The organism is Pseudoalteromonas sp. SR44-5, from assembly GCF_014163675.1.
GTDB classification, from domain to species: domain Bacteria; phylum Pseudomonadota; class Gammaproteobacteria; order Enterobacterales; family Alteromonadaceae; genus Pseudoalteromonas; species Pseudoalteromonas rhizosphaerae.
This window is the reverse complement of sequence record NZ_JACJDT010000015.1, coordinates 48,031-68,776: the sequence shown is the minus strand read 5'-3', so window position 1 is coordinate 68,776 and position 20,746 is coordinate 48,031. Positions and strand designations below refer to the sequence as shown.

General features: G+C 40.5%; 18 protein-coding genes. 9 read left to right on the top strand and 9 right to left on the bottom strand.

What is annotated here, in order from left to right:
• Positions 1 to 10: 10 nt before the first annotated feature.
• The 3 genes from H5154_RS10680 to H5154_RS10670 form a co-directional block, all read right to left on the bottom strand.
• Positions 11 to 604, bottom strand: a complete 594-nt coding sequence (locus tag H5154_RS10680) for a DUF4202 domain-containing protein (protein WP_182718267.1) — start codon at positions 602 to 604, stop codon at positions 11 to 13.
• Positions 605 to 675: 71 nt separating this feature from the next.
• On the bottom strand, positions 676 to 1,140 hold the full coding sequence (locus H5154_RS10675; protein ID WP_182718266.1) for a mechanosensitive ion channel family protein: 465 nt from the start codon (positions 1,138 to 1,140) through the stop codon (positions 676 to 678).
• 4 nt (positions 1,141 to 1,144) lie between these two features.
• Positions 1,145 to 1,621, bottom strand: coding sequence for a thioredoxin family protein (locus tag H5154_RS10670; protein WP_182718265.1), 477 nt, complete (start codon positions 1,619 to 1,621; stop codon positions 1,145 to 1,147).
• Positions 1,622 to 1,923: 302 nt separating this feature from the next.
• On the opposite strand from H5154_RS10670, the gene H5154_RS10665 reads away from it, so the two are divergent.
• Positions 1,924 to 2,418 (top strand): hypothetical protein, encoded by a 495-nt coding sequence (locus H5154_RS10665; protein ID WP_182718264.1) that lies wholly within the window; start codon positions 1,924 to 1,926, stop codon positions 2,416 to 2,418.
• Here the strand turns inward: H5154_RS10665 and H5154_RS10660 are convergent.
• Entirely contained in the window at positions 2,415 to 3,620 is a 1,206-nt protein-coding gene (locus tag H5154_RS10660) for an anhydro-N-acetylmuramic acid kinase (protein WP_182718263.1), read from the bottom strand. The two genes, H5154_RS10665 and H5154_RS10660, sit on opposite strands and share 4 nt — an antisense overlap.
• 201 nt (positions 3,621 to 3,821) lie before the next feature.
• Here H5154_RS10660 and H5154_RS10655 point away from each other — a divergent pair, with 201 nt between their 5' ends.
• Positions 3,822 to 6,566, top strand: coding sequence for a TonB-dependent receptor domain-containing protein (locus H5154_RS10655; RefSeq protein WP_182718262.1), 2,745 nt, complete (start codon positions 3,822 to 3,824; stop codon positions 6,564 to 6,566).
• A gap of 355 nt (positions 6,567 to 6,921) precedes the next feature.
• Here H5154_RS10655 and H5154_RS10650 read toward each other — a convergent pair whose 3' ends face one another.
• The 3 genes from H5154_RS10650 to H5154_RS10640 all read right to left on the bottom strand — a co-directional run bounded on the left by H5154_RS10650 (position 6,922) and on the right by H5154_RS10640 (position 9,262).
• Positions 6,922 to 7,767, bottom strand: coding sequence for an SMP-30/gluconolactonase/LRE family protein (locus tag H5154_RS10650; RefSeq protein WP_182718261.1), 846 nt, complete (start codon positions 7,765 to 7,767; stop codon positions 6,922 to 6,924).
• A 13-nt stretch (positions 7,768 to 7,780) separates the two neighbouring features.
• Complete coding sequence (locus H5154_RS10645; RefSeq protein ID WP_149981933.1) at positions 7,781 to 8,206, bottom strand: hypothetical protein; 426 nt, start codon at positions 8,204 to 8,206, stop codon at positions 7,781 to 7,783.
• Between the two features lie 147 nt (positions 8,207 to 8,353).
• On the bottom strand, positions 8,354 to 9,262 hold the full coding sequence (locus H5154_RS10640) for a LysR family transcriptional regulator (protein WP_182718260.1): 909 nt from the start codon (positions 9,260 to 9,262) through the stop codon (positions 8,354 to 8,356).
• A 250-nt stretch (positions 9,263 to 9,512) separates the two neighbouring features.
• On the opposite strand from H5154_RS10640, the gene H5154_RS10635 reads away from it, so the two are divergent.
• From H5154_RS10635 to H5154_RS10620, 4 genes are all read left to right on the top strand, one after another.
• Positions 9,513 to 10,640: a zinc-binding dehydrogenase gene (locus tag H5154_RS10635; RefSeq protein ID WP_182718259.1), complete on the top strand. Its 1,128-nt coding sequence runs from the start codon at positions 9,513 to 9,515 to the stop codon at positions 10,638 to 10,640.
• Positions 10,641 to 11,105: 465 nt separating this feature from the next.
• Positions 11,106 to 12,137 carry an NADP-dependent oxidoreductase gene (locus H5154_RS10630; RefSeq protein WP_182718258.1) on the top strand — a complete coding sequence of 344 codons (1,032 nt, stop codon included), beginning with the start codon at positions 11,106 to 11,108 and terminating at the stop codon, positions 12,135 to 12,137.
• A 41-nt stretch (positions 12,138 to 12,178) separates the two neighbouring features.
• Positions 12,179 to 12,796 (top strand): glutathione S-transferase family protein, encoded by a 618-nt coding sequence (locus H5154_RS10625; protein ID WP_182718257.1) that lies wholly within the window; start codon positions 12,179 to 12,181, stop codon positions 12,794 to 12,796.
• A gap of 271 nt (positions 12,797 to 13,067) precedes the next feature.
• Positions 13,068 to 14,690, top strand: a complete 1,623-nt coding sequence (locus H5154_RS10620) for a methyl-accepting chemotaxis protein (protein WP_182718256.1) — start codon at positions 13,068 to 13,070, stop codon at positions 14,688 to 14,690.
• A 16-nt stretch (positions 14,691 to 14,706) separates the two neighbouring features.
• Here the strand turns inward: H5154_RS10620 and H5154_RS10615 are convergent, their stop codons facing one another.
• The gene (locus H5154_RS10615) at positions 14,707 to 15,375 is read right to left on the bottom strand and encodes a response regulator (protein WP_149981938.1); all 669 of its coding nucleotides are present in this window, start codon (positions 15,373 to 15,375) and stop codon (positions 14,707 to 14,709) included.
• Positions 15,368 to 16,693 carry a DUF4118 domain-containing protein gene (locus tag H5154_RS10610; protein ID WP_182718255.1) on the bottom strand — a complete coding sequence of 442 codons (1,326 nt, stop codon included), beginning with the start codon at positions 16,691 to 16,693 and terminating at the stop codon, positions 15,368 to 15,370. The genes H5154_RS10615 and H5154_RS10610 overlap by 8 nt, the downstream gene beginning before the upstream one ends.
• Positions 16,694 to 16,898: 205 nt before the next feature.
• Between H5154_RS10610 and H5154_RS10605 the strand changes: the two genes are divergently transcribed.
• Genes H5154_RS10605 through H5154_RS10595 form a run of 3 tightly spaced genes read left to right on the top strand, consistent with a single transcriptional unit; the run spans position 16,899 to position 20,386 of the window.
• Entirely contained in the window at positions 16,899 to 18,353 is a 1,455-nt protein-coding gene (locus tag H5154_RS10605) for a TrkH family potassium uptake protein (RefSeq protein WP_182718254.1), read from the top strand.
• Between the two features lie 12 nt (positions 18,354 to 18,365).
• Positions 18,366 to 19,019, top strand: coding sequence for a TrkA family potassium uptake protein (locus tag H5154_RS10600; RefSeq protein WP_182718253.1), 654 nt, complete (start codon positions 18,366 to 18,368; stop codon positions 19,017 to 19,019).
• A gap of 2 nt (positions 19,020 to 19,021) precedes the next feature.
• Complete coding sequence (locus tag H5154_RS10595; protein ID WP_182718252.1) at positions 19,022 to 20,386, top strand: TrkH family potassium uptake protein; 1,365 nt, start codon at positions 19,022 to 19,024, stop codon at positions 20,384 to 20,386.
• Positions 20,387 to 20,746: the final 360 nt, after the last annotated feature.

Here is a 20,746-nt window from a genome sequence, read left to right as displayed (position 1 = left end):
CAGTGAGATATTAACTCGGTGCAAGCGCCTTTTCAATTAGCGGTACTAACGGCGCTGGTAAAGTAATATTACCCGCCAACACAAAGTCATGTGCCTCATTAGACATTTTTTGCCATGTACGTTGCAAAATCCCAATCCACTTTTGCTCATCGTAGTCTGGTTTTGTTTGCACAAATGCCAACATGTAATACTCAATAAACACTAAACTTGCGATATCTTCCACCAATTGACTATCAGGATTTCGCTTGATTTGTTTTTTCGCAACCGCTGCATATACTCGTTGCTGATCAACATCAGAACAACCAACTTGCTGCATTAATTCAACCACAGTACTGGCATGAAAAATATACAACGCACTGCGCCACTGATGATAGCCTTGTTTATCCATTGGAAAGTGACTTCGCGGCGAACACCAACGCTTTATGTGCTGTGCTCTCACAGCAATATGCATTAGCTCATCAGCATCAGGTTTAAAACGGTTTAACATCTGCGTCATACGCTCTGAATATAAACGCTCTTTAGGCCACACTTTACCTGCATAGTGTTCTTGATTTGGATCCTGACTATTTGCTTCATCAATTAACGCGATTACTTGCTCAAACATTAGTTTAGTCATCACTCTTAGATTTATAGGCTATTTTAATCAGCTCATTTGTAATTAGCTAGTTGAAAATATTACGAGTTATTTATTGTTACTTTATTACTGAGCATCAATGAATTGGGAACTAAATGACGACAGCCATCGGTCTGTAAAGTAATATATCTGAGGTTTAAATCGACCACGACACCTTTACAGCTCGCGACCTCGATGTTATCACCCAACTTAATAGGTCTATAAAGCACAACCATTATCCCTGCAACGAGATTTGAAATTGCATCTTTAAGCGCAAACCCTAACGCAAACCCTGTTAAACCCAAGCCAGCGACTAAACCAGTTACATCAAAATCAAGCTTAGAGAGCGCTAATATAGTGCCAATAAAAATCAAAATCGCTTTTTGTGAGTTTGAAATTAAACGAAACGATTCCGCGGCATGGCCATCAAAACGACGTTCAACCTTCTTCAGTGCCAAGTGAAAAACTAAACTTAAAACAATACAGCCAACAAATACCAAAATAGCAGCAATAATTTGATCCCTCATACTTTTACTCTGTTACTGGATTAAATTGACTTAAATCTGAAGCAATAGACGCCTTTGGTTTTTCAACTAACCGCCCAAGCTCTTTGCCTGCTGTTAATACTATAATCGTTGGTGAATACTTTAATTGGTAGCGTGCTGCAATCCCTTCAGGATCGCGTTTATCATAACCGACAGCGACCAACTTTAAGCTGGCCAATGCCACCTTGGAGCTATCAAGTAATTTAAGTAACCGTGGTACTTCACGCTGACTATCGTGACACCAAGTGCCAAATAACACCAAAATATCTTTACCTTTGAGTGTTTGCATGGCTTGTGTTTCGGCAACAGTTGGCACAAAGTTATTATATTCACTGGAAAATTGCTGATAATCGTTAAGTAAATCAGCTGCACTTATCTGCCCTACAAACGGCTTATTATCTACAGCAAAAGACAGTAGCGGCACTAAACATACTGATAAAAAGAGCGCTATTCGTTTAAACATGATAATTCTCAGCTATTTATATTAAGTTGACTATACCCAAATCACAGTTTATTGCGAGTGCTATTACCCATTTGTAAATCAGCCAATCTTGCTGCTATTAAGTAAACATTTAAAAATGGATTTTAAATTTATTATTATAAAATTTATAAGCTTGATATTACCTATAAACAACTGCTGCTGCATTGTTTTAGCACGCCAAGTTAAAAATGATGAAAATACGTTCAATTAGTCATAAATCTGCAATTAAACTATAGGATAATTTCCATTCGATTTAATTAACCTAGAAAAGACGACTGACTTCAATGACCACTCCTTTAGTGCGCTTGAACTTTGCACTGCAATCTTTTGAAGATCCGCTATCAGCTGCCATGGCACATACTATGGAGTACGATACGCTGCATCTAAATGCAAACGCGCAGCATGAAATTACATTGCTTTGTGTATTACCAGAAGATGCGCATGAAGGCGACACTGTTTCGTTAAGTGCAACACATATAGCAGCGCGTGATGCACGTTACTTTATGCAATACACACTGCGTCTGAGCGATATAGAAGCCGGTACGGTAACGCTGACACTTGAAAAAATAACTCTCAGTGATGAAAGCGACGAATATGTGCTGCAATTAATGTTGCATGGTTTACATGCCACCCTCAAAGACAGTGCTGAATTTGATGTCGCAATCAAGGAATATGGCGCAGGTTATATACCACAATACGAGCCGGCTCTAGTTTCTAAAAGTCATTCACTGCGCCAATATATGACAAGTTTTAGTAGTTCATTTTTATCATTATTTTAATCCGCAAAGCTGACTTTACCCATAGTAATGGTGGGTATGCCCTGCGCTTGATTACCAAAACGTTGCTGGCCACCCGCTAAACATTCGTTCGCTAAAATCGCAAACAAAACTGCTTCTTTCGCATCTGGGTCGATACCTAGAGCATGGGTATTTTTAATCTCATGTAACTGTGGGCACAAAGATAAAATATGCTTCATCAACAGTGGATTATGTATTCCCCCGCCACTGGCATAAACTGTAACATCGGCTAATTTTTCACTGCATTGATTAATAGCCTGTGCAATCATCATCGCCGAAAATCGATTTAGTGTTGCCATCACATCTTCGTGGCTTAGCTGTAGGGTGTTGGTTGTCGTTTGTGCTTGGTGTAAATAAGCCAAATTGAAAACTTCAGGGCCTGTCGTCTTAGGAAAGTCTAAATTAAAAAATTCATCTTGGCATAACTCATCCAACAGCGGCTGATTTATCTGGCCTTGGTTGGCAATTAAACTATCTTTGTCATAATGAAGCGGCGCAAAATAACGCTGTATATAAGCGTCCATAATGGTATTACCTGGGCCAATATCAGAGCTAAATACAGCGCTCGCATCAGCAGATTGTGGTAAAAAAGTCAGGTTAGCAATGCCACCCATATTCAGTAATATACGATTTTCAGTTAAGCTGCTAAAAAATAAATAGTCGCCATATACCGCAAGTGGTGCGCCTTCTCCGCCCGCTGCAATGTGCTTTTGTCTAAAATCGCCAATCGTGGTAATACCTGTCGTAACCGCTAAATGGTCGCTATCACCTATTTGCAAAGTGCCATGATTAAAATCGCTCTGGCTATGCTGACTTTTAGGGCAGTGATAAATAGTTTGCCCGTGACTTGCAATCACATCAATATCAGCTGCAGCAACTTTCCATTTAGCTAAACACTGCAATACCATTTTGCCATGTAATTGCCCCACCCAAGGGTGAAGTAAAGTAACTAACTCCAAATCACATTCGCGCTTGGCAAATACTGTTTTTATTTTCTGTTTATAGTCATCATCATAACCAACGGTGTCAAAGGCTAACACATCAATTTGGGTGTCCATGCCATGCCCTGAGACTTTGCACAATGCAACATCTAACCCATCTAATGAAGTCCCACTCATCAGACCAATTATTAATCTTTGTTGTTTTTTAGCACTGTTATACAGTTGTAATATATGCTGATGCATTCTTTTTACCCTTAAAAATCAAAATACTAATGAATGTACATTCACTTCAAACTAAAGAATACTTTATACCTTAACTTTAAACATTGAAAGAATAATTATTGCAAATACGTTAAAAATGCTTTAAAACTTACCAACACACTGAGTGTACCGACAACGATAAAATTCATAATAGCAAAAAATACATAACCACGGGAACAGACCATGAAACACTGCAAACCTAACTCAATGCGCCCACTCCACCTGCTATCACCAATTGCACTGGCAGTTATTGCCACTACTAGCCCTGCTTTATTGGCCGCTGAACAGCAACAAGTGCAGCAAAAAAAACCTGAAGTAATTACGGTTACTGGCTCGCGAATTCAGCGAACAGAATTAGTTTCAAGTAGCCCAGTAGTGAGTGTTGACGAAGCACAAATACACCTAGATCGCGCGGTGAATGTAGAAGATATTACCGCAAAATTACCACAAGCCGCAGCGGGCGCTAATAGTACAGGTGCAACGGTAGGTGACTCATTTGGCTCATCGACTATTGATTTACGTGGTCTTGGTCAAAACCGAACTTTGGTATTAATTGACGGTACGCGCGCTGTGCCATTTAGTTTTCGTAACTCAGTTGACGTCAATACAATTCCTGCCGGTTTGATCAAACGTGTTGATGTTTTAACTGGCGGTGCGGCTGCTGTTTATGGTGCCGATGCAGTAGCTGGCGTGGTTAACTTTGTGCTTGATGATGACTTTACCGGCGCTGAGTTTTCAAGTAGTTATGAAACAGCTGATGGTGGCAATGAAAAACTTAATTTTGAAGCCATTTTTGGTGGCGATATAGCTGATGGTAGTGGCCATATTACTGGCTACCTTGGTTATTCTGAACGTAAAGAATTACTTGCTGGTGAACGTGATTATGCCTTAGATAATGGCGCAACTATGATTAATAGCGGCGGGTTTTACACCGATGTTGCCAGCGGCAACAGTTTAGCGATTAATGATGCAGGGCAAGTCGTGAGCGACCGTCAAACCAGTGACTTTACCGGCGACCGTTATTTAACTCAGCCAATGGATAGATTTTCTGCTGGGTTATTATTTGATGTAGATGCCAGTGACAGCGCAATCATTTACGGCCGCGCTATGTATTCAAAAGTAACCGTTAATGGGGCTGGTGCTAGCGGCCAAACACCTATTCTTGTTAATGAACAAGTAACCCTCACACAAGATAACCAATATATTCCTGATGAACTACGCCAACAACTCACCTTTGATGCTGATGGAAATGCGCTAGTCAATGTTGAGCGTAATTTAGGCCTTGGCGTTCAACATACTGAAGCCGTGCGTGATTCATTACAATTTCAACTGGGTTTAAAAGGCGATATTAACGATTATTTACGTTACGACATTTATGGTCAATACGGTCAAACTGACGAAGTCGCTACAATTTACAACAATGGCTATAAAAATGATAACAGTGGCAATAGTCGCTTTGGCAATATTGCCAATAGCAGCGATATTTTTGATCCTAATTTAGATCTAAATGAATTTAGCGATCCACTGTTATATACCACCCGTGAACGTACTCAAAGTGTATTTGCTGCAACTCTCTCTGGCGATTCTAGTGCCTTATTTGAATTACCTGCCGGTTATGTCGATTTTGCAATTGGTTATGAGTACCGCAAAGAAACGGGCAAGCAAACACCGGGAGATGCATTTAGAAATGGCACTAGCTTTGCCTCAGTTAGCGCATTTGATATGGACGCCAGCTTCGACAGTAGTGAGTTTTATGCAGAAATTTTAGTGCCGATCTTAATTGATATGCCATTTGCAAAAGAACTTAGTTTTGAAGGTGCTTACCGTATTTCTGATTATTCAAACACCGAAGCCGAAGACACTTATAAGCTTGGCATAAACTGGGCAATTAACGATGACATTCGTATTCGTGCTAATAAGCTCACTGCATTTAGAGCACCAAACTTAGGCGAATTCGCAAGTCCGATCACGGGGTTATCATTAGCTTTATTTGACCAAAATAGTGACCAATTTGTACCACGCTTTGCTGGTCGCTTTAATGGCGATCCATGTTTGCTAGGTACGGGGGACGCAGCGCAATGTGCCGCTTTTGGCGCACCGCCAGTGGGCACTGAGTATGACTCAACAACAGCCGAGTATACTTACGGCGGTAATCCGAACATCAAGCCTGAGCAAGCAGAATCAGATACTTTAGGTGTAGTTTATACTCCAAGTTACATTGAGGGCTTTGACCTATCACTTGATTACTATAGCATTCGTGTAACCGATGCGGTAAGTCAAATTCAACCTGCTGCAGCATTACAAAGCTGCTATATCGACGATCCAAATCCGAACAACCCATTGTGTGGCGCAGTACTTCGCGATCCTAATACAGGCTTTATTAGCACCGCGATCGTAAATGACTTTAACCTTGCAGCGATTGAACAAGCTGGTATCGATTTAGCAGCCAACTATGTATTTGATGCACCAATGGATTTAGGCGGTCGCTTTAGGCTCTCATACCAAGGTAACTTTGTAACAAAACAAACTCGCCAAAATAATAGCACCGTAGCCGAAGTTGATTGTAAAGGCACTTACGGTAGCGCGTGTTCAGGCGATTTTGCGAGTATCTTACAAGCCGATTATAAACATCGCGCCACGTTTGATTGGCAGCTAGATACCATGAACTTCCAATTAGGCTGGCGCAGAATCGGTGAAGTAGACTATGCTGTAGATAGAACAGAAACAATTTCAGCACAAGACTACATGGACTTTGCTGCATCGTGGCAAGCAACCGACACTATCGCCGTTAACTTTGGTATCGATAACCTGTTTGACAAAGCACCACCAACACCTGACATTGGCGCTAACCACTTTAATACTGTGAGTGATTACAGCGTTATTGGCCGTACAGTGGGCGTTGCAGTTCGTTACTCACCGAGTTTTTAGTTAATCCCAAATTGCTCATAGCAACACAGGATTAAACCCTTAAAGCGCACCCTGCCCGGTGCGCTTTTCATATTAGATTAGTTGAATCAAAACATTTGCTACTCATCTTGCAGATGGACTCTAAGTAACTTATTCACAAAGAAGTCATGAGACGCTGCGCTGATGAGGAAAATATTGACGCCATAAATAGCGACCTACATGGGTAAAGGTTCTAGAAAAGTATCTAGGTGCTAGGATTAATCCGTTGCCCGTCGTATTTCTGGGTGTCTCATTTACCCTCATTCACTTCTCTTTGTGCAAATTAGGGTCTTTAAACAATCACAACTAAGTCAATTCCCACAGAATGTCCGCAGTTTTACTCCACATTTATCACTTCAATCGCACCGCGTTTTTGCATAGTGACAAACAGCTTGGTTTGCTGGTCATTAAATGCCACATTGGTTGGATGCTGCCCTGTTAAAGTATAGGTTTGCAATATCTTACCTGCGGGACTAATTTTTAAAATAACACCTGCGCCATAACGGGCTACATACAGGTTACCTTGGTTATCAACACGCATGCCGTCCATACCATGATCGTCAAATGTGATCAGCGGCTGCTTATTGCTGATGTTTAGCTCACTATCAAGATCATATTGCCAAATAATCCGCTGCACGCTTTCGTTTACATAGAGTTTACTATTGCTGTTATTAACCGCCACACCATTGGTGGTGCCCATATTCTCTTCTAATAATTGAGTACTGCCATCTGTATTTATACGCCATAATTTGCCGGTAGCATCAGCCCAATTAGGGTCGCTGGCAAACAACACACCGCGTTTAGTTATGGCAATATCATTTGGTTGATTCATGGTTTTATTATGAGCAAAAACCTCAACGCTTTTACTATTAGCAGGCACTTTTAAAATATTATGATTTACATAATCCGCAATATTGAGATTACCTTGGCCATCAAATTGCAAACCATTACCAACGCTGTCATTTGGCAGCTTTAAAAATAAGCTGGCTTTACCATTGTTATCAACCTTACCAATGGTGCCCTGATCAGCAAAATTAACTGCGTATAAATGCTGCTTATAAAAAACAGGTCCTTCAACGCCTTGAGTAAACACATTATCAGGCACAAACTCCTTACTGTGCTGCGCAATACTGGTGGCACTAAAAAGTGCTGCACAGCTCAATCCACAGATCATCGCTTTCATTTTATTATTATTCCTAATTTAAATTATTACTGGTGAAGATGCTCAAAATCGGGAAATTGTCTTCGCCAAACGACAGCGTTAATGTGCGCTGCTCACCATCGTCTAGTTTAATATTGTCAGCCAGAGCCATAGGCGATATTCGTCTGCCATCGGCAAATAACGCCATAATATGTTCAGCCTGTAAAATGCGTGAACCTGACGCGTCATTACGAATTGTCACCACTGCGACTCGCCGGCCTTGCTCACTGCTCATCAGCACAGAGTTAACCACACTGAAATCACTGTTTTTAGGCCTTACTTTCGCATCATTTTCAAAACTAAACTGCATTCCCTGTAACGCAACTTGATCGACCGACAATACTTCATCATTTGCCTTTACCAAACCGCTCACAAAAGCACTGACTAGCAGTGGCAGTAAAACCAACAGTTGTATTTTCATTTCATTCCCTCGCTAACAACATCTATCTAAAGGTTATTTTTAACACAACTTGTGTGCTTTCTCATTTAATTTTTCAATTTCTTTAATAACTAAAAAGATTTTATTAACAGTGCTGTGACGCTAATAGAAAGCTCTATAACTTTGTGCTCAATCGGCTTCTACCTTTATTTTTTGTACCAAAAAATCTACGGCGGCTTTCACTTTTGGTACTAAATATCGCTGTTTTTGATATAACAAATAAATAGCCATATTAGAGTTTTGCGTTACCGCAAGCTGATGTTCAAACTTAAGTTCTTGCAACTCGCCCGACTCAAGGTATGGAGCAAGTGCCCAGCGAGTTGACATTAAAATGCCCTCCCCATTACAGGCTTTTTTACTAAGCCATGCTCCGTTATTCGAAATAACCACAGCAGGCCCTGACACGTCATGCCATTGCTCATCTACTTTGCATAGCCAAGGGGTTGGCCCTAGTGGCGTTTTAAAATAAAGGCCATTGTGATGCTTTAACGCCATAGCATGACTAGGCACACCGTGCTGCTGTAAATAACCTGGTGACGCTACAGGAATAAACTCATTGTCCATCAATTTTATGGCTAACACGCGCTCATTGGGTGCATAACCACCGCGAATAGCAATATCAACATCGTCACGGCCCAATGTCGATAGTTCATCACTGAAGCTAACATCGAGTATAATTTCGGGGTATAACGCATTAAATTCATCTAACAACGGTAGTAATATTTTATCACCAAAACTTACCATCGAACTTATTGATAAGCGCCCCATTGGTGTTGTTTGATAACTGCGCACAGTTTCGTGGCTTTGCTCTAACTGGTTTACTATTTGCTGAACGTCGTTATAGTAAATTAGCCCCACTTCTGTCAGCTTCACAAGCCGGGTTGTGCGTTTTAAAAGCGTTGCTCCTAAGCTTTTTTCTAAATCAACCACTCGTCTTGATAAAGAAGAAGGCGGCACATTAAACGTGCTCGCCGCTTTGGTAAAGCTACCCGTTTCGACAACTTTAATGAAGTATCGTATTGCACGTAGTTGATCCATCTAAATTCTCCTTCTAATGAGCAGCATTATTGTCTTAAAGACAAAAGTTATTGGCATTTTCTCCTATATATAATCAGATTAAAACAAGTAATAATGTATTCAGCTTAAACGTATGTGTTTTTATTTCATTTACTAGCGTTGTTAGCCATCGTCGGCTTTGCAAAAAATAAAAGCTCACATTCAGGTAGTAAATGCTAAGTAATACTTAGCGTTTGCACAAATTCATACAAATTTTTCAGGAGCGGACATAATGACAGATAAAAATATCCAACTTACTTCAACTATCAGTGAAGATAATAAACTAACGCTTGCCCTAAGAAATATCGATATGCCACAACCTGGTGCCGATGAAGTAGTGATTCGTATTGAGGCTACGCCATTAAATCCATCTGACTTAGGCGTTTTATTCAGCGCCGCTGATATGTCCAGTGCAAAGCAAACTGGTACTGAGCAAAACCCAGTTATTACCGCTGATGTTCCTGCTCAATTTATGCCATCACTTAAAACACGTGTTGGTAAAGCCACACCCGTTGGCAATGAAGGCGCAGGTACGGTTTTGGCCGCAGGCTCATCGCCAGCTGCACAAGCATTAATGGGTAAAACTGTTGCTGTAATTGGTGGTGGTACGTATCGCAAATTTATATGCGCAAATGTGCAAAGCTGCTTAGAATTAAAAGAAGGAACGACGGCTAAAGAAGGTGCGTCGGCTTTTGTTAACCCACTTACTGCATTAGCAATGGTTGAAACAATGCGTGCTGAAGGCCATAAAGCAATTATTCATGCCGCAGCGGCCTCTAATCTTGGTCAAATCCTAAATCGAATTTGTATTGCCGATGGTGTTGATTTAATCAATATTGTACGTAAGCCAGAGCAAGAAAAGTTACTACGTGATATGGGGGCAAAGTATGTTGTTAACTCAAGTAATGATACTTTCCTTGCTGATTTAACAGCCGCAATTATCGAAACCGGTGCAACGATTGCGTTTGATCCAATTGGTGGTGGCCAACTAACGAGTGACATTCTTAACTGTATGGAAGTCGCTGCAACTCGTGACATTACAGAATACAGCGTTTATGGCTCTGACACTTTCAAGCAAGTTTATATTTATGGTGCCTTAAACCGCGGCCCAATTACGCTAAATCGCAACTTTGGCTTTGCGTGGGGTGTTAATGGGTTCTTACTATTCAATGCGTTAGGCAAACTTGGTACTAATACAGTAATTGCAATGCGTAAACGTATTGCAGATGAAATTACCACAACCTTTGCAAGTAATTACACCCATGATGTGTCATTGCCAGAGGCCTTACAATTACAATCAATTGAGGCTTACTCGAAACATGCCACAGGTGAAAAATACTTAATTAAACCGCAAGCGTAATTAAGCATAAAAAACCCCCTTCTTAATTGTGGGGGTTTAAAATGTAAGAGCAGACACTGATTGCGGTGCCTGCTTTTTATATTCTCGTAATAAAAAAGAGTTAGGCAGCTCTTTGTTTTAGATGTGCTGACTGTGTGGCGCTCATAACTACCTTCAAATGATTTAAAGCTTAAATAATGTTTATCATAATGTTAAACACCCAAGTTAACCACTCAACATGCGCTCTCAAAGTTGTAAGAAAAAACAAAAATTCTGCCAAATAGCAGTAAGCAGAGTAGCTGTTGCACAGCTACAAAAGTGATTCTCCGTATAGCGATAAACTTATCTAGGCTGGCTGTTGAATTTATCAAGCATAGCCCTAATTTCATTAGTTAAGCATTTAATTCGCTGCAGAGACTATAACGACTGAGCATTTAGATTTACAGCCGTTATGCAGCCTTCTTTTAATCAGACAAGGAAAAAATTATGCAAGCTATTTCAAATAAACAATTTACTCTAAAGTCTCGTCCTCATGGTGCGCCAACGCTTGATAACTTTGAATTTAAAAGCGTACAAATGCCTGAACTACAACAAGGTGAAGTATTACTACGCACTATTTATTTATCATTAGACCCATACATGCGTGGCCGCATGAGTGATGCAAAATCATATGCAGACCCTGTTGAGATTGGCGATGTCATGGTTGGCGCAACCGTATGTCAAATTGAGCAATCAAATAACGACAAGTTTGCAAAAGGCGATTGGGTACTAGCCTATACAGGCTGGCAGGAATATGCGATTTCAAATGGCGAAGGATTAATGCCATTAGGCAAAGAGCCAAGTAATCCATCGTATGCATTAGGTATTATGGGTATGCCTGGCTTTACCGCTTATATGGGGCTACTTGATATTGGTGCACCGAAAGAAGGTGAAACCGTGGTGGTTGCAGCAGCAACAGGCCCAGTAGGTGCAACTGTTGGGCAAATTGCTAAACTCAAAGGTTGTAAAGTAGTCGGTGTGGCAGGCGGCAATGAAAAATGCCAATACGCAGTCGAAAAGCTTGGTTTTGATGCTTGTATTGACCACCGCAGCGATGACTTTGCCAAACAGTTAGCTGACGCATGTGATGCAGGTATTGATGTTTATTATGAAAATGTGGGCGGAAAAGTCTTCGATGCCGTATTACCACTATTAAACACCGCTGCGCGCGTACCATTATGTGGTTTAGTGTCGCAATATAATGCGACTGAGTTACCACAAGGACCTGATCGCATGGGGGCTCTAATGGGTCAAATTCTCTCTAAGCGCATTCGTATGCAAGGCTTTATTATCTTTGATGATTATGGCCATCGTTATGATGAGTTCGCCACTGATATGCAAAAATGGCTTAGCGAAGGAAAAATTCATTACCGTGAACATTTAGTAACAGGTTTTGAAAATACCGTATCAGCGTTTAACGATATGATTGACGGCAAGAACTTTGGCAAAACGGTAGTACAAGTAAATAAACCGCTTTAAATTTACCCTGCGCAGCAACGGCTGCGCTTTTAAGGATAACTATGATCAAGTTACACCATTTAAATAAATCCCGCTCTAAACGTATTATTTGGTTACTCGAAGAGCTAGACGTTGACTACGAAATTGTGGCTTATCAACGCAACAGTGAAACCTTTTTAGCTCCTGATGAGCTTAAAGCGATTCATCCACTGGGCAAATCACCAGTCATTGAGGACAATGGCCAAATCATTGCTGAATCAGGTGCGATCACCGACTATTTGATCAGTAAATACGGTAACGGTAAGTTTGCGCCAAGCCGTGACAGTAAAGACTATATTGACTACCAGCAATGGCTGCACTTCGCTGAAAGCTCAGCAATTTTACCGCTATTATTAAAAATGTTTGTGAAAAAAGATGGCGCTAAAACGCAATTTTTAGAAGGCTATGCCGATGCAGAAACCGCCAAAGTTATTAGTTACTTTAATGACCGCTTAGAAGGTAAACGTTACTTAGTGGGAGACTCTCTAACCGGTGCTGATTTTATGATGTCGTTTATTGTTGAAATTGTTAAAAATGCAGGTCAACTAGCACATTTTAAAAATCTCGTTAAATACGATGAGCAATTACAAACTCACGAGAAATTTCATTCCGCTAACGAGTTAGAGGCAAAGTACGACTAAGTTAGTTTTCGTTTTGGCTGTTTAAGGTGGTTTTACAGCCAAGCGATGCACTCATTCCGGTTCGGTCTATCGAGATAGATTTTTTTAAGCTTTACAATTCAAAAGTGCAGTTGCTCATTAACTTGACTGCTGCACATTAATTGTTCAACATTATTGATACATAACTGATTATTAGAAAAGTAAATTCGTTTTGTAAGTCATTCCACTTAACGAATTACGTTGAGTTATAATCAGCCAATATAAAATCGCACCAAATAATACTGGAAAACATATGACCATAAATATGCGCCTCGCCACTGGTTTTGGAGTGATCTTATTAATGATGCTCACATTAACCATTATTGGCACATCTCAAGTAAGTCAAATTGACAATAATATAACTGAAATTAACGATGTAAATTCTGTTAAGCAGCGTTATGCTATTGATTTTAGGGGCGCAGTACATGATAGGGCAATAGCAATACGGGATGTGGTGCTATTAACAAATGCTAGTGATTTAAGCGATACGATTAGCTTAATAAATGAGCTCAATAACAATTACCAAATATCGCATGAAAAAATGGCGAGCTTGGTTGATCAAATGACTGATCACGAGCGCTCCCTAATGAAAAAAATTGATAAGATAGAAGAGCATACCCTCCCCTTAGTGGAAAATATTATCGCCGCTAAACGTGCTAATAATATAACGCACGCAACTATGCTATTACTAACCGATGCGCGTCCCTCATTTGTAGAATGGTTGGACAGCATTAATCAATTCATCAATCTGCAAGAACAAACAAATCATAATTTAACGGATAAAACACGTGAGATAACCAGCTCATTTGAGCTATGGATGATTTCATTAACTGCACTGGCTGTTATTATTGGCGCTGTAATTGCCTATATTATTAGTTCAAAAATTAAAAATGCAGTAGGCGGTGAACCTCAAGAAGCAGCAGAAGTAATTGCACGTATCGCTAAAGGTGATTTAACCACTGAAATAAATTCCTGCAGCCCTAATAGTATGATGGCATCAGTTCAAGTAATGCAAAAAGAATTGAAAGCTATCGTCAATAGCATTATTGATTCTTCACAAGAGCTTTCATCTCATTCAGCAAGTGTCGCCTCAGGCTCACAACAAGCACTTTATGCCGCAGATAATCAAGTTACGCTAACTAACTCTGCCGTCACCAATTTAGCCAATATGAGCCATAGCATTCACTCAGTTGCCAGTGCAGTAAAACAAACTGAAGATAATTCAAAAATTACCGCACAATTATCACAACAAGGTAGTCAATCGGTGCAAAAAGTAGCAACCGAAATTGGCGGCATATCAACTACAGTGAAAGCAACAGTCAAACAAGTAAACATACTACAAAATCATGTTAAAAACATTGGTGATATATTAAGTGTGATACGTAGTATTTCAGATCAAACTAACTTACTAGCGCTAAATGCAGCTATTGAAGCCGCTCGTGCAGGCGAATCTGGACGTGGTTTTGCCGTTGTAGCTGATGAAGTTAGGCAACTCGCCCAACGTACAGGTGATGCGACCGGTGATATTGAGAAAATGATTTTACAGATCCAAGATAATACCCAAGCATCTGTCACTGCGATGGAAACCACAGTACCACAAGTAGAAAGTGGTTTATTATTGATGGATGAAGCCAATCAACTACTGCAAGAGATACAACAACAAGCTAATGATTCCTTGGAAAAAGTGCTTGAAATTGTCGACTCAACATCAGTGCAAGTTGCCACTGTGTCAGAAATTAGTTCTGGTGTAGAGGAAATCGCTAACATGTCCAAGGAAACCAGTTTATCCTTAAAAAACAATGCACAAGAAGCAGTCGCATTGGCTGAGTTATCAAAAACACTGAAGCAGTACATTAGCTATTTCAAAGTGAACTAAAGAGCGCTTTAATACTTTAATCTACTAATCTATATCCTACCGCAGGCTCAGTAAGTAAATACTTTGGGCTTGCGGGATTTGCCTCTAATTTTTGCCTTAGCTGCGCTACATGCACACGCACATATTCAGGACGATTTATATATTGCTCTCCCCATATATGGCTTAATATTGCATTATGAGTCAGTACCTTATCTTTATTTTGAAATAATAACAGTAAGATTGCATATTCCTTTTTAGTCAGCTTAACCTCATTGTCACCAACACGCACAATATGCTTATTTGGGTCAATACAAATGTCGCCACATTGCAACGCAAAACTGACTTGATTATTAGTACGCAGTAACACCCGAATACGCGCTAATAGTTCATTGGCGCTAAAAGGTTTAGTAAGGAAATCATTGGCCCCATTATCAAGCGCAGTGACTTTTTCCACTTCACCATCACGAGCTGAAAGCACTAATACCGGTAACTGGCTCCATTGCCTAAACTCCACTAGCCAGTCTTGACCATCCATATCCAAAAGCCCTAAATCTAATAATACAAGGTCATAACTTTGCTCACTTAAAAGTGCAAAACCATCCAGCCCTTTATCACAAATACTCAGCTCATAGCCACTGGCTTGCAGTAAGGTTTTTAAAAAGCTTTGCAACGGCGGAGAATCTTCAAGTATTAAGATTTTAGTCATTATTTTTTATCCAGATTAATTTTGCCAAGGCCATTTCTGTATCGTTATCTATCGTCAGTGAAAATGTGCCTTGATGAAACTTAGCAACCACATCACAAATTACACTGCCAAGCCCTACACCTTCATCAGCACTTGCCTGTGGCTTGCTAATTAATTTATTGCTCAATAGTAATTGATAACTCACCGCTGACTCGTAACGGCTTTGGGTAAATTCAACAACCACCTCACCATCACCATAACGCCATGCATTTTCGAGCATATTTGCCAGTGCTATTTCTAACAGTGTCACATCGCCTTGGCAGCTCGAATTGGCATCAATATTTGTTGTTACCACAAAATGCGCTAATTGCTGCTGCCTACGTGCTTTTGCTTCGCTTAGCAAAGCTTGCAAGTTAATTGTTTGCCAGCACAGGTTTTCGCCCATTTTATTTACTCGGCTAAGCTCCATCACCTTGTCAAAATGCTGATTAAGAATTTTACTTTGCTCATAAATATTACCGGCCTGCTCTTTTATTATCGCTTCACTGAGTGTGATCTCATCATCGGCCAACATGCTTGAGGCGCCCATAATAGTTGCCAGTGGCGTGCGCAAGTCATGAGATAAACTGCGTAATAATGCATTTTTAGCACGCTCGAGTTCAGCTTGAACTGAAATTGCCGCCGACTGCTGCCTCAGTAAGGTTTTCTCATGTACCTGATACAACAATGAAATTGCGGTATTTACGAAGCTCCTTTGTCCTTCAGACAGTAACGTTGCAAAAGCAAACCCCCCCATACTTTGCTCTTTATCACTTAATAGCATAAATTCACCTGCCACTTGCTGACGCATTTGTTGAAATTGGCAAGTAATGGCCAAATGCTCGCTAATAAGCTGCTGAAAGTACTGCTTTTGCTCATCCAGTGCGTCTAAACTATTTAATCCTTTAGCCAGCTCATACAGTGTTCGACTATTACTCGCGTGTAATTGTACATCTCGCACCTTAGTGTTTAATTCGCCCGCTAACTGGCTGATCATCAGTCCCACAATGAGCATCACGATAAAAGTAACTAGATACTCAATATTTTCAATATGAAAAGTAAAATACGGGGTAACATAAAACCAATCGGTACACGCTACACTGACCAAGGTGGTAATGGCTGCAACGCGTCGGTTACTGCGAACTGCAACCCAGGCGACCCATAACAGCTGTAACATCACAATGTCGGTGGTCGAAAACCAATCTCGTAACGGATAAATCGCCATAACTACAATGATCGGCATTATCACCGCCAAAAAAAATGCTTTATATTTGCTTGGTTTGCCCTGCACTTGATTCATTAACGATTCCTCTGACAATTAACTACATAGGTTACTGCCTTTTCAATATTGCCTCTATAAAGTTTTTATAAAGTTTTTTATCTCATTTATAAAATCTTTATAAAGCTTTGCAGTGCAGCGCTGACTTTACTATTTGATCCCGTATATTCAACTCAACTTTAGTGATTGCGTGTTACCTGCTATAGGTATTTGATAAGGCGTATTGATGATAAATTGGAAAATCACCTTAAGACTACTCGCCTTTCCTATTATTTGGATGGGAGTGGTACAACTGGTCTTTGCAGCGCTTTCATTATTTATTTTTAAAGACCGAGTTATTAGCGCATTTCTTATTCCTGGCGCAACGATGATCTCTGTCGCTTTAGTGCTACTTATCAATTTACGTAAAACTGATCTAACCGCCGCAACATTCAGAGATGCACTTATTTACGCCACAGTAACGTGGATTATAGCCGGTGTGTTAGGCGCCATTCCTATTCTAGTCGTCACTGGCGTTAACTTTAGCGACGCGGTATTTGAGTCAATCAGCGCCTTAACCACCACTGGCGCAACGGTGTTATCCGGGCTCGATAACATGCCTGCTAGCTTTTTATTGTATCGACAATTCTTACAATGGATGGGCGGTTTAGGCATTGTAATTTTTGTAGTGGCTATTTTACCTATGTTGAATATTGGTGGCATGAAATTATTAAAAGCAGAAACACCAGGCCCCATTAAAGACGAAAAATTAACTCCGCGCGTTGCCAGTACCGCTCATTATTTATGGGGCGTTTATTTAGCAATCACCGTACTTTGTACTTTAGCCTATTATGCTGGCGGAATGAGTTTTTACGATGCGATTGCACATGCCTTTACCACGGTTTCAACTGGGGGCTTTTCAACCCATGATGCCAGTATGTGGTATTACCACAGCCACTTACTGCTGTGGATAGCTAATGTATTTATGCTTGCAGGAGCGATTAACTTTGCCTTGCACTTCAAAGTAGCGCACAAAAGAGCCATTACTAGTTATTATCATGATGAAGAGACGCGTTATTTTATTTATATAGTGGTGCTTTTATCGGTTCTTTTAACCACCATGCTACTGCTTAAAGACAGCTACTCAAATGTACTTGAAGCATTTAGTTTCTCTACATTTCATATTATTTCTTTTATTACCAGCACCGGTTATGGCGCAGCAAGCTTTACTGACTGGCCAGCTGAGGCTGGGTTTTTACTGGTTATTGCCGGCTATCTTGGTGGTTGTGCAGGTTCAACGGCTGGCGGAAATAAAATAATTCGTAACATTATTGTTGGCAAAATGATTAATAACAATATTAAACAGCTGCTTCACCCAAGAGCGATATTTACACTGAAGTATCAAGGATCGCCCGTTAAAGAAGATGTACGCCATGCAATTATGGCATTTATGACCTTTGCTGTTGGTTCAAGCTTACTGTTTACAATGTTGCTTATGGCAACGGGTCTGGATTTTTGGAGCGCATTTACTGCAGTAGCTGCATGCGTCAATGTACTTGGCCCTGGATTTGGTGAAGTTGGCGCTAACTTTCAACCCGTTTCAGACACCGGTATTTGGATACTCTCGGTCGCTATGATCGTGGGTCGGTTAGAATATTTTACTGTTTTTACACTTTTTACTCATAGCTTTTGGAAAAAATAACGAAGGAATACTATGGCACATTTTACAGTTATCGGTTTAGGCCGCTTTGGCATTGCAGCAAGCTTGGAGTTGATCCATTTAGGACACACAGTGACTGGCGTTGATAGCAACCCAAAACTCGCCGAAAAGTATGTTGAGCACTTATCAGAGACAGTGGTATGCGATTCAACAGATGAAGCGGCGTTAAAGGAGCTCGATTTAGCAAATAGTGAAGCGGTCTTAGTCGCGATCGGTGAAGATATGCAGTCCAGCATATTGTGTACCTTAGCACTAAAAAATTTAGCGGTTAAACAAATATGGGTTAAAGCCAGCACCAAAGCGCATCATACGATTATATCAAAGTTGGGTGTCTCGCGTATTATTCACCCAGAAGAAGAAATGGGAGTGCGCGTTGCACAAGCGCTTAATTACCCGATAGTGAACGACTATATTTCATTAGGCAATGGCTTATACGTTGTTGAAGTAAGTATAAAAGCTCACCTACATAAAACAAAACTAGGGCATCTACTCAGAGAAATAAAAGGCACTGTAGACCCTCTATTGGTAAAGCGCGCCAAGCAAACGTTTGTCAAGCTTGATGACGACTTTGAGTTACATACCCACGACACCTTACTGCTATCAGGTAGCCGAGTCGAATTAAACTATCTAGCTCCAAGGCTGTTATAACCATGGTTTTATGGCACCCTCTCAAAACGCCTATTGAGCGCAAAGTCAGTGGGCATAAAAAAATCAATGCTGCACCGCCGCTTATTTTATGCTGCAGCTTTTTGATATTAATCGCACTAGGGGCTTTAGCATTAAAGCTGCCTTTTGCCACCAATGAACCTATTTCGTGGATACAAAGTGCCTTTACTGCAACATCGGCGGTAACCGTCACCGGATTAGTTGTGGTAGACACAGGCTCCGCATTTACCCCTTTTGGCCAAGGGGTGATCGCGCTATTAATTCAACTTGGTGGCTTGGGTTTGATGACATTTGCAGTGGTAACCTTGCTGGCATTGGGTAACAAAGTTGGCTTTATTCAAAAAACAGTAACTAAAACAGCTTTTAATCAAACAGATACATCAACACTTTTGAGTACGGCAAAATCAGTGTTGCTTTTTGCCATCATTGTTGAGTCACTCGGTGTTGTTATTTTAACGCTGTACTGGCTCCCTGAGCTGGGCTTACAAACCAGCTTTTTCCATGCGTTGTTTTATACCATTAGTGCATTTAATAATGCGGGATTTGCGCTTAGCCCCAACAGCCTAATGCAGTATGTTGACGATCCTGTGATCAATCTTACCGTTACTGGTTTGTTTATTATCGGTGGCCTAGGTTTTACCGTACTCATGGATGTTTATAAATCAAAACGTTGGGCAGCCCTTAGCACCTATAGTAAGTTAATGCTGATCAGCACGGTTATCATCAATATTGTAGCGCTGGTACTGATTTACGTTATTGAATATGACAATCCAAAAACACTGCAACCCTTGTCAGAAGTCGGTAAATGGCTAGCTGCTTGGTTTCAAGCCGTAACACCGCGTACGGCTGGATTTAATACCATTGCTATAGAAGAGCTGAGAAATGCCAGTACCGCATTAACAATGATGTTAATGTTTATTGGTGGAGGCTCACTCAGTACCGCAAGTGGTATAAAAGTAGTGACTTTTGTGGTGTTGATTTTAGCAACTTACAGCTACTTACGCCGCGATAAAGGCGTTACTGTGTTACGCCGAGAAATCGACAAAGAATCTGTATATAAAGCACTGGCTTTAACCCTTGTTTCAGCGGGTATAACATGGCTGGCTATTTTTACTTTACTGATTGTTGAAGATGCGCCTTTTTTAGATGTCGCCTTTGAGGCTGTGTCTGCACTTGGCACTGTAGGATTGTCGCGGGGTTTAACTGCTTCTCTTTCTCCGCTGGGCGAATTTATCATTATGTTTTTAATGTTTATGGGAAGGATTGGTCCCTTAACCATTGCCTACTTTTTAGCGAGTCCTCGCAGTAGGAAACTAAGGTATCCAAGCGCACAATTATCGATTGGCTAAATAGCAGAGCTGGGAGAATCTCAAACTAAATCCCAGCTAATGCTCGCTCAGTGGTTTACTCACCTGATGCCATTTAAAATTCGCCACATACTAACAGACGATTTTCATAGGTTAAAAACACAGATAATAACGCAGACACCCATCTTAATTTCGTAATATGTAGACTAAAAATTGATTGGAAAATAACAAAGACATCCACTGTTAATTTATGGAATACAGCCAAAAATTAACCATGATGGTTTAAGAGCTTGCATAAAGATAATAACACAGACACCAATCTTAATTTCGTAATGTGTAAACTAAAAATTGATTGGAAAATAACAAAGACACCCATTGTTAATTTATGGAATACAGCCAAAA

What these genes read in the sequence shown, in the direction of transcription:
- H5154_RS10680 (WP_182718267.1), bottom strand. Translation starts at nt 604, where the DNA reads ATGTTTGAGCAAGTAATCGCGTTAATTGATGAAGCAAATAGTCAGGAT.
- H5154_RS10675 (WP_182718266.1), bottom strand. Translation starts at nt 1,140, where the DNA reads ATGAGGGATCAAATTATTGCTGCTATTTTGGTATTTGTTGGCTGTATT.
- H5154_RS10670 (WP_182718265.1), bottom strand. Translation starts at nt 1,621, where the DNA reads ATGTTTAAACGAATAGCGCTCTTTTTATCAGTATGTTTAGTGCCGCTA.
- H5154_RS10665 (WP_182718264.1), top strand. Translation starts at nt 1,924, where the DNA reads ATGACCACTCCTTTAGTGCGCTTGAACTTTGCACTGCAATCTTTTGAA.
- H5154_RS10660 (WP_182718263.1), bottom strand. Translation starts at nt 3,620, where the DNA reads ATGCATCAGCATATATTACAACTGTATAACAGTGCTAAAAAACAACAA.
- H5154_RS10655 (WP_182718262.1), top strand. Translation starts at nt 3,822, where the DNA reads ATGAAACACTGCAAACCTAACTCAATGCGCCCACTCCACCTGCTATCA.
- H5154_RS10650 (WP_182718261.1), bottom strand. Translation starts at nt 7,767, where the DNA reads ATGAAAGCGATGATCTGTGGATTGAGCTGTGCAGCACTTTTTAGTGCC.
- H5154_RS10645 (WP_149981933.1), bottom strand. Translation starts at nt 8,206, where the DNA reads ATGAAAATACAACTGTTGGTTTTACTGCCACTGCTAGTCAGTGCTTTT.
- H5154_RS10640 (WP_182718260.1), bottom strand. Translation starts at nt 9,262, where the DNA reads ATGGATCAACTACGTGCAATACGATACTTCATTAAAGTTGTCGAAACG.
- H5154_RS10635 (WP_182718259.1), top strand. Translation starts at nt 9,513, where the DNA reads ATGACAGATAAAAATATCCAACTTACTTCAACTATCAGTGAAGATAAT.
- H5154_RS10630 (WP_182718258.1), top strand. Translation starts at nt 11,106, where the DNA reads ATGCAAGCTATTTCAAATAAACAATTTACTCTAAAGTCTCGTCCTCAT.
- H5154_RS10625 (WP_182718257.1), top strand. Translation starts at nt 12,179, where the DNA reads ATGATCAAGTTACACCATTTAAATAAATCCCGCTCTAAACGTATTATT.
- H5154_RS10620 (WP_182718256.1), top strand. Translation starts at nt 13,068, where the DNA reads ATGACCATAAATATGCGCCTCGCCACTGGTTTTGGAGTGATCTTATTA.
- H5154_RS10615 (WP_149981938.1), bottom strand. Translation starts at nt 15,375, where the DNA reads ATGACTAAAATCTTAATACTTGAAGATTCTCCGCCGTTGCAAAGCTTT.
- H5154_RS10610 (WP_182718255.1), bottom strand. Translation starts at nt 16,693, where the DNA reads ATGAATCAAGTGCAGGGCAAACCAAGCAAATATAAAGCATTTTTTTTG.
- H5154_RS10605 (WP_182718254.1), top strand. Translation starts at nt 16,899, where the DNA reads ATGATAAATTGGAAAATCACCTTAAGACTACTCGCCTTTCCTATTATT.
- H5154_RS10600 (WP_182718253.1), top strand. Translation starts at nt 18,366, where the DNA reads ATGGCACATTTTACAGTTATCGGTTTAGGCCGCTTTGGCATTGCAGCA.
- H5154_RS10595 (WP_182718252.1), top strand. Translation starts at nt 19,022, where the DNA reads ATGGTTTTATGGCACCCTCTCAAAACGCCTATTGAGCGCAAAGTCAGT.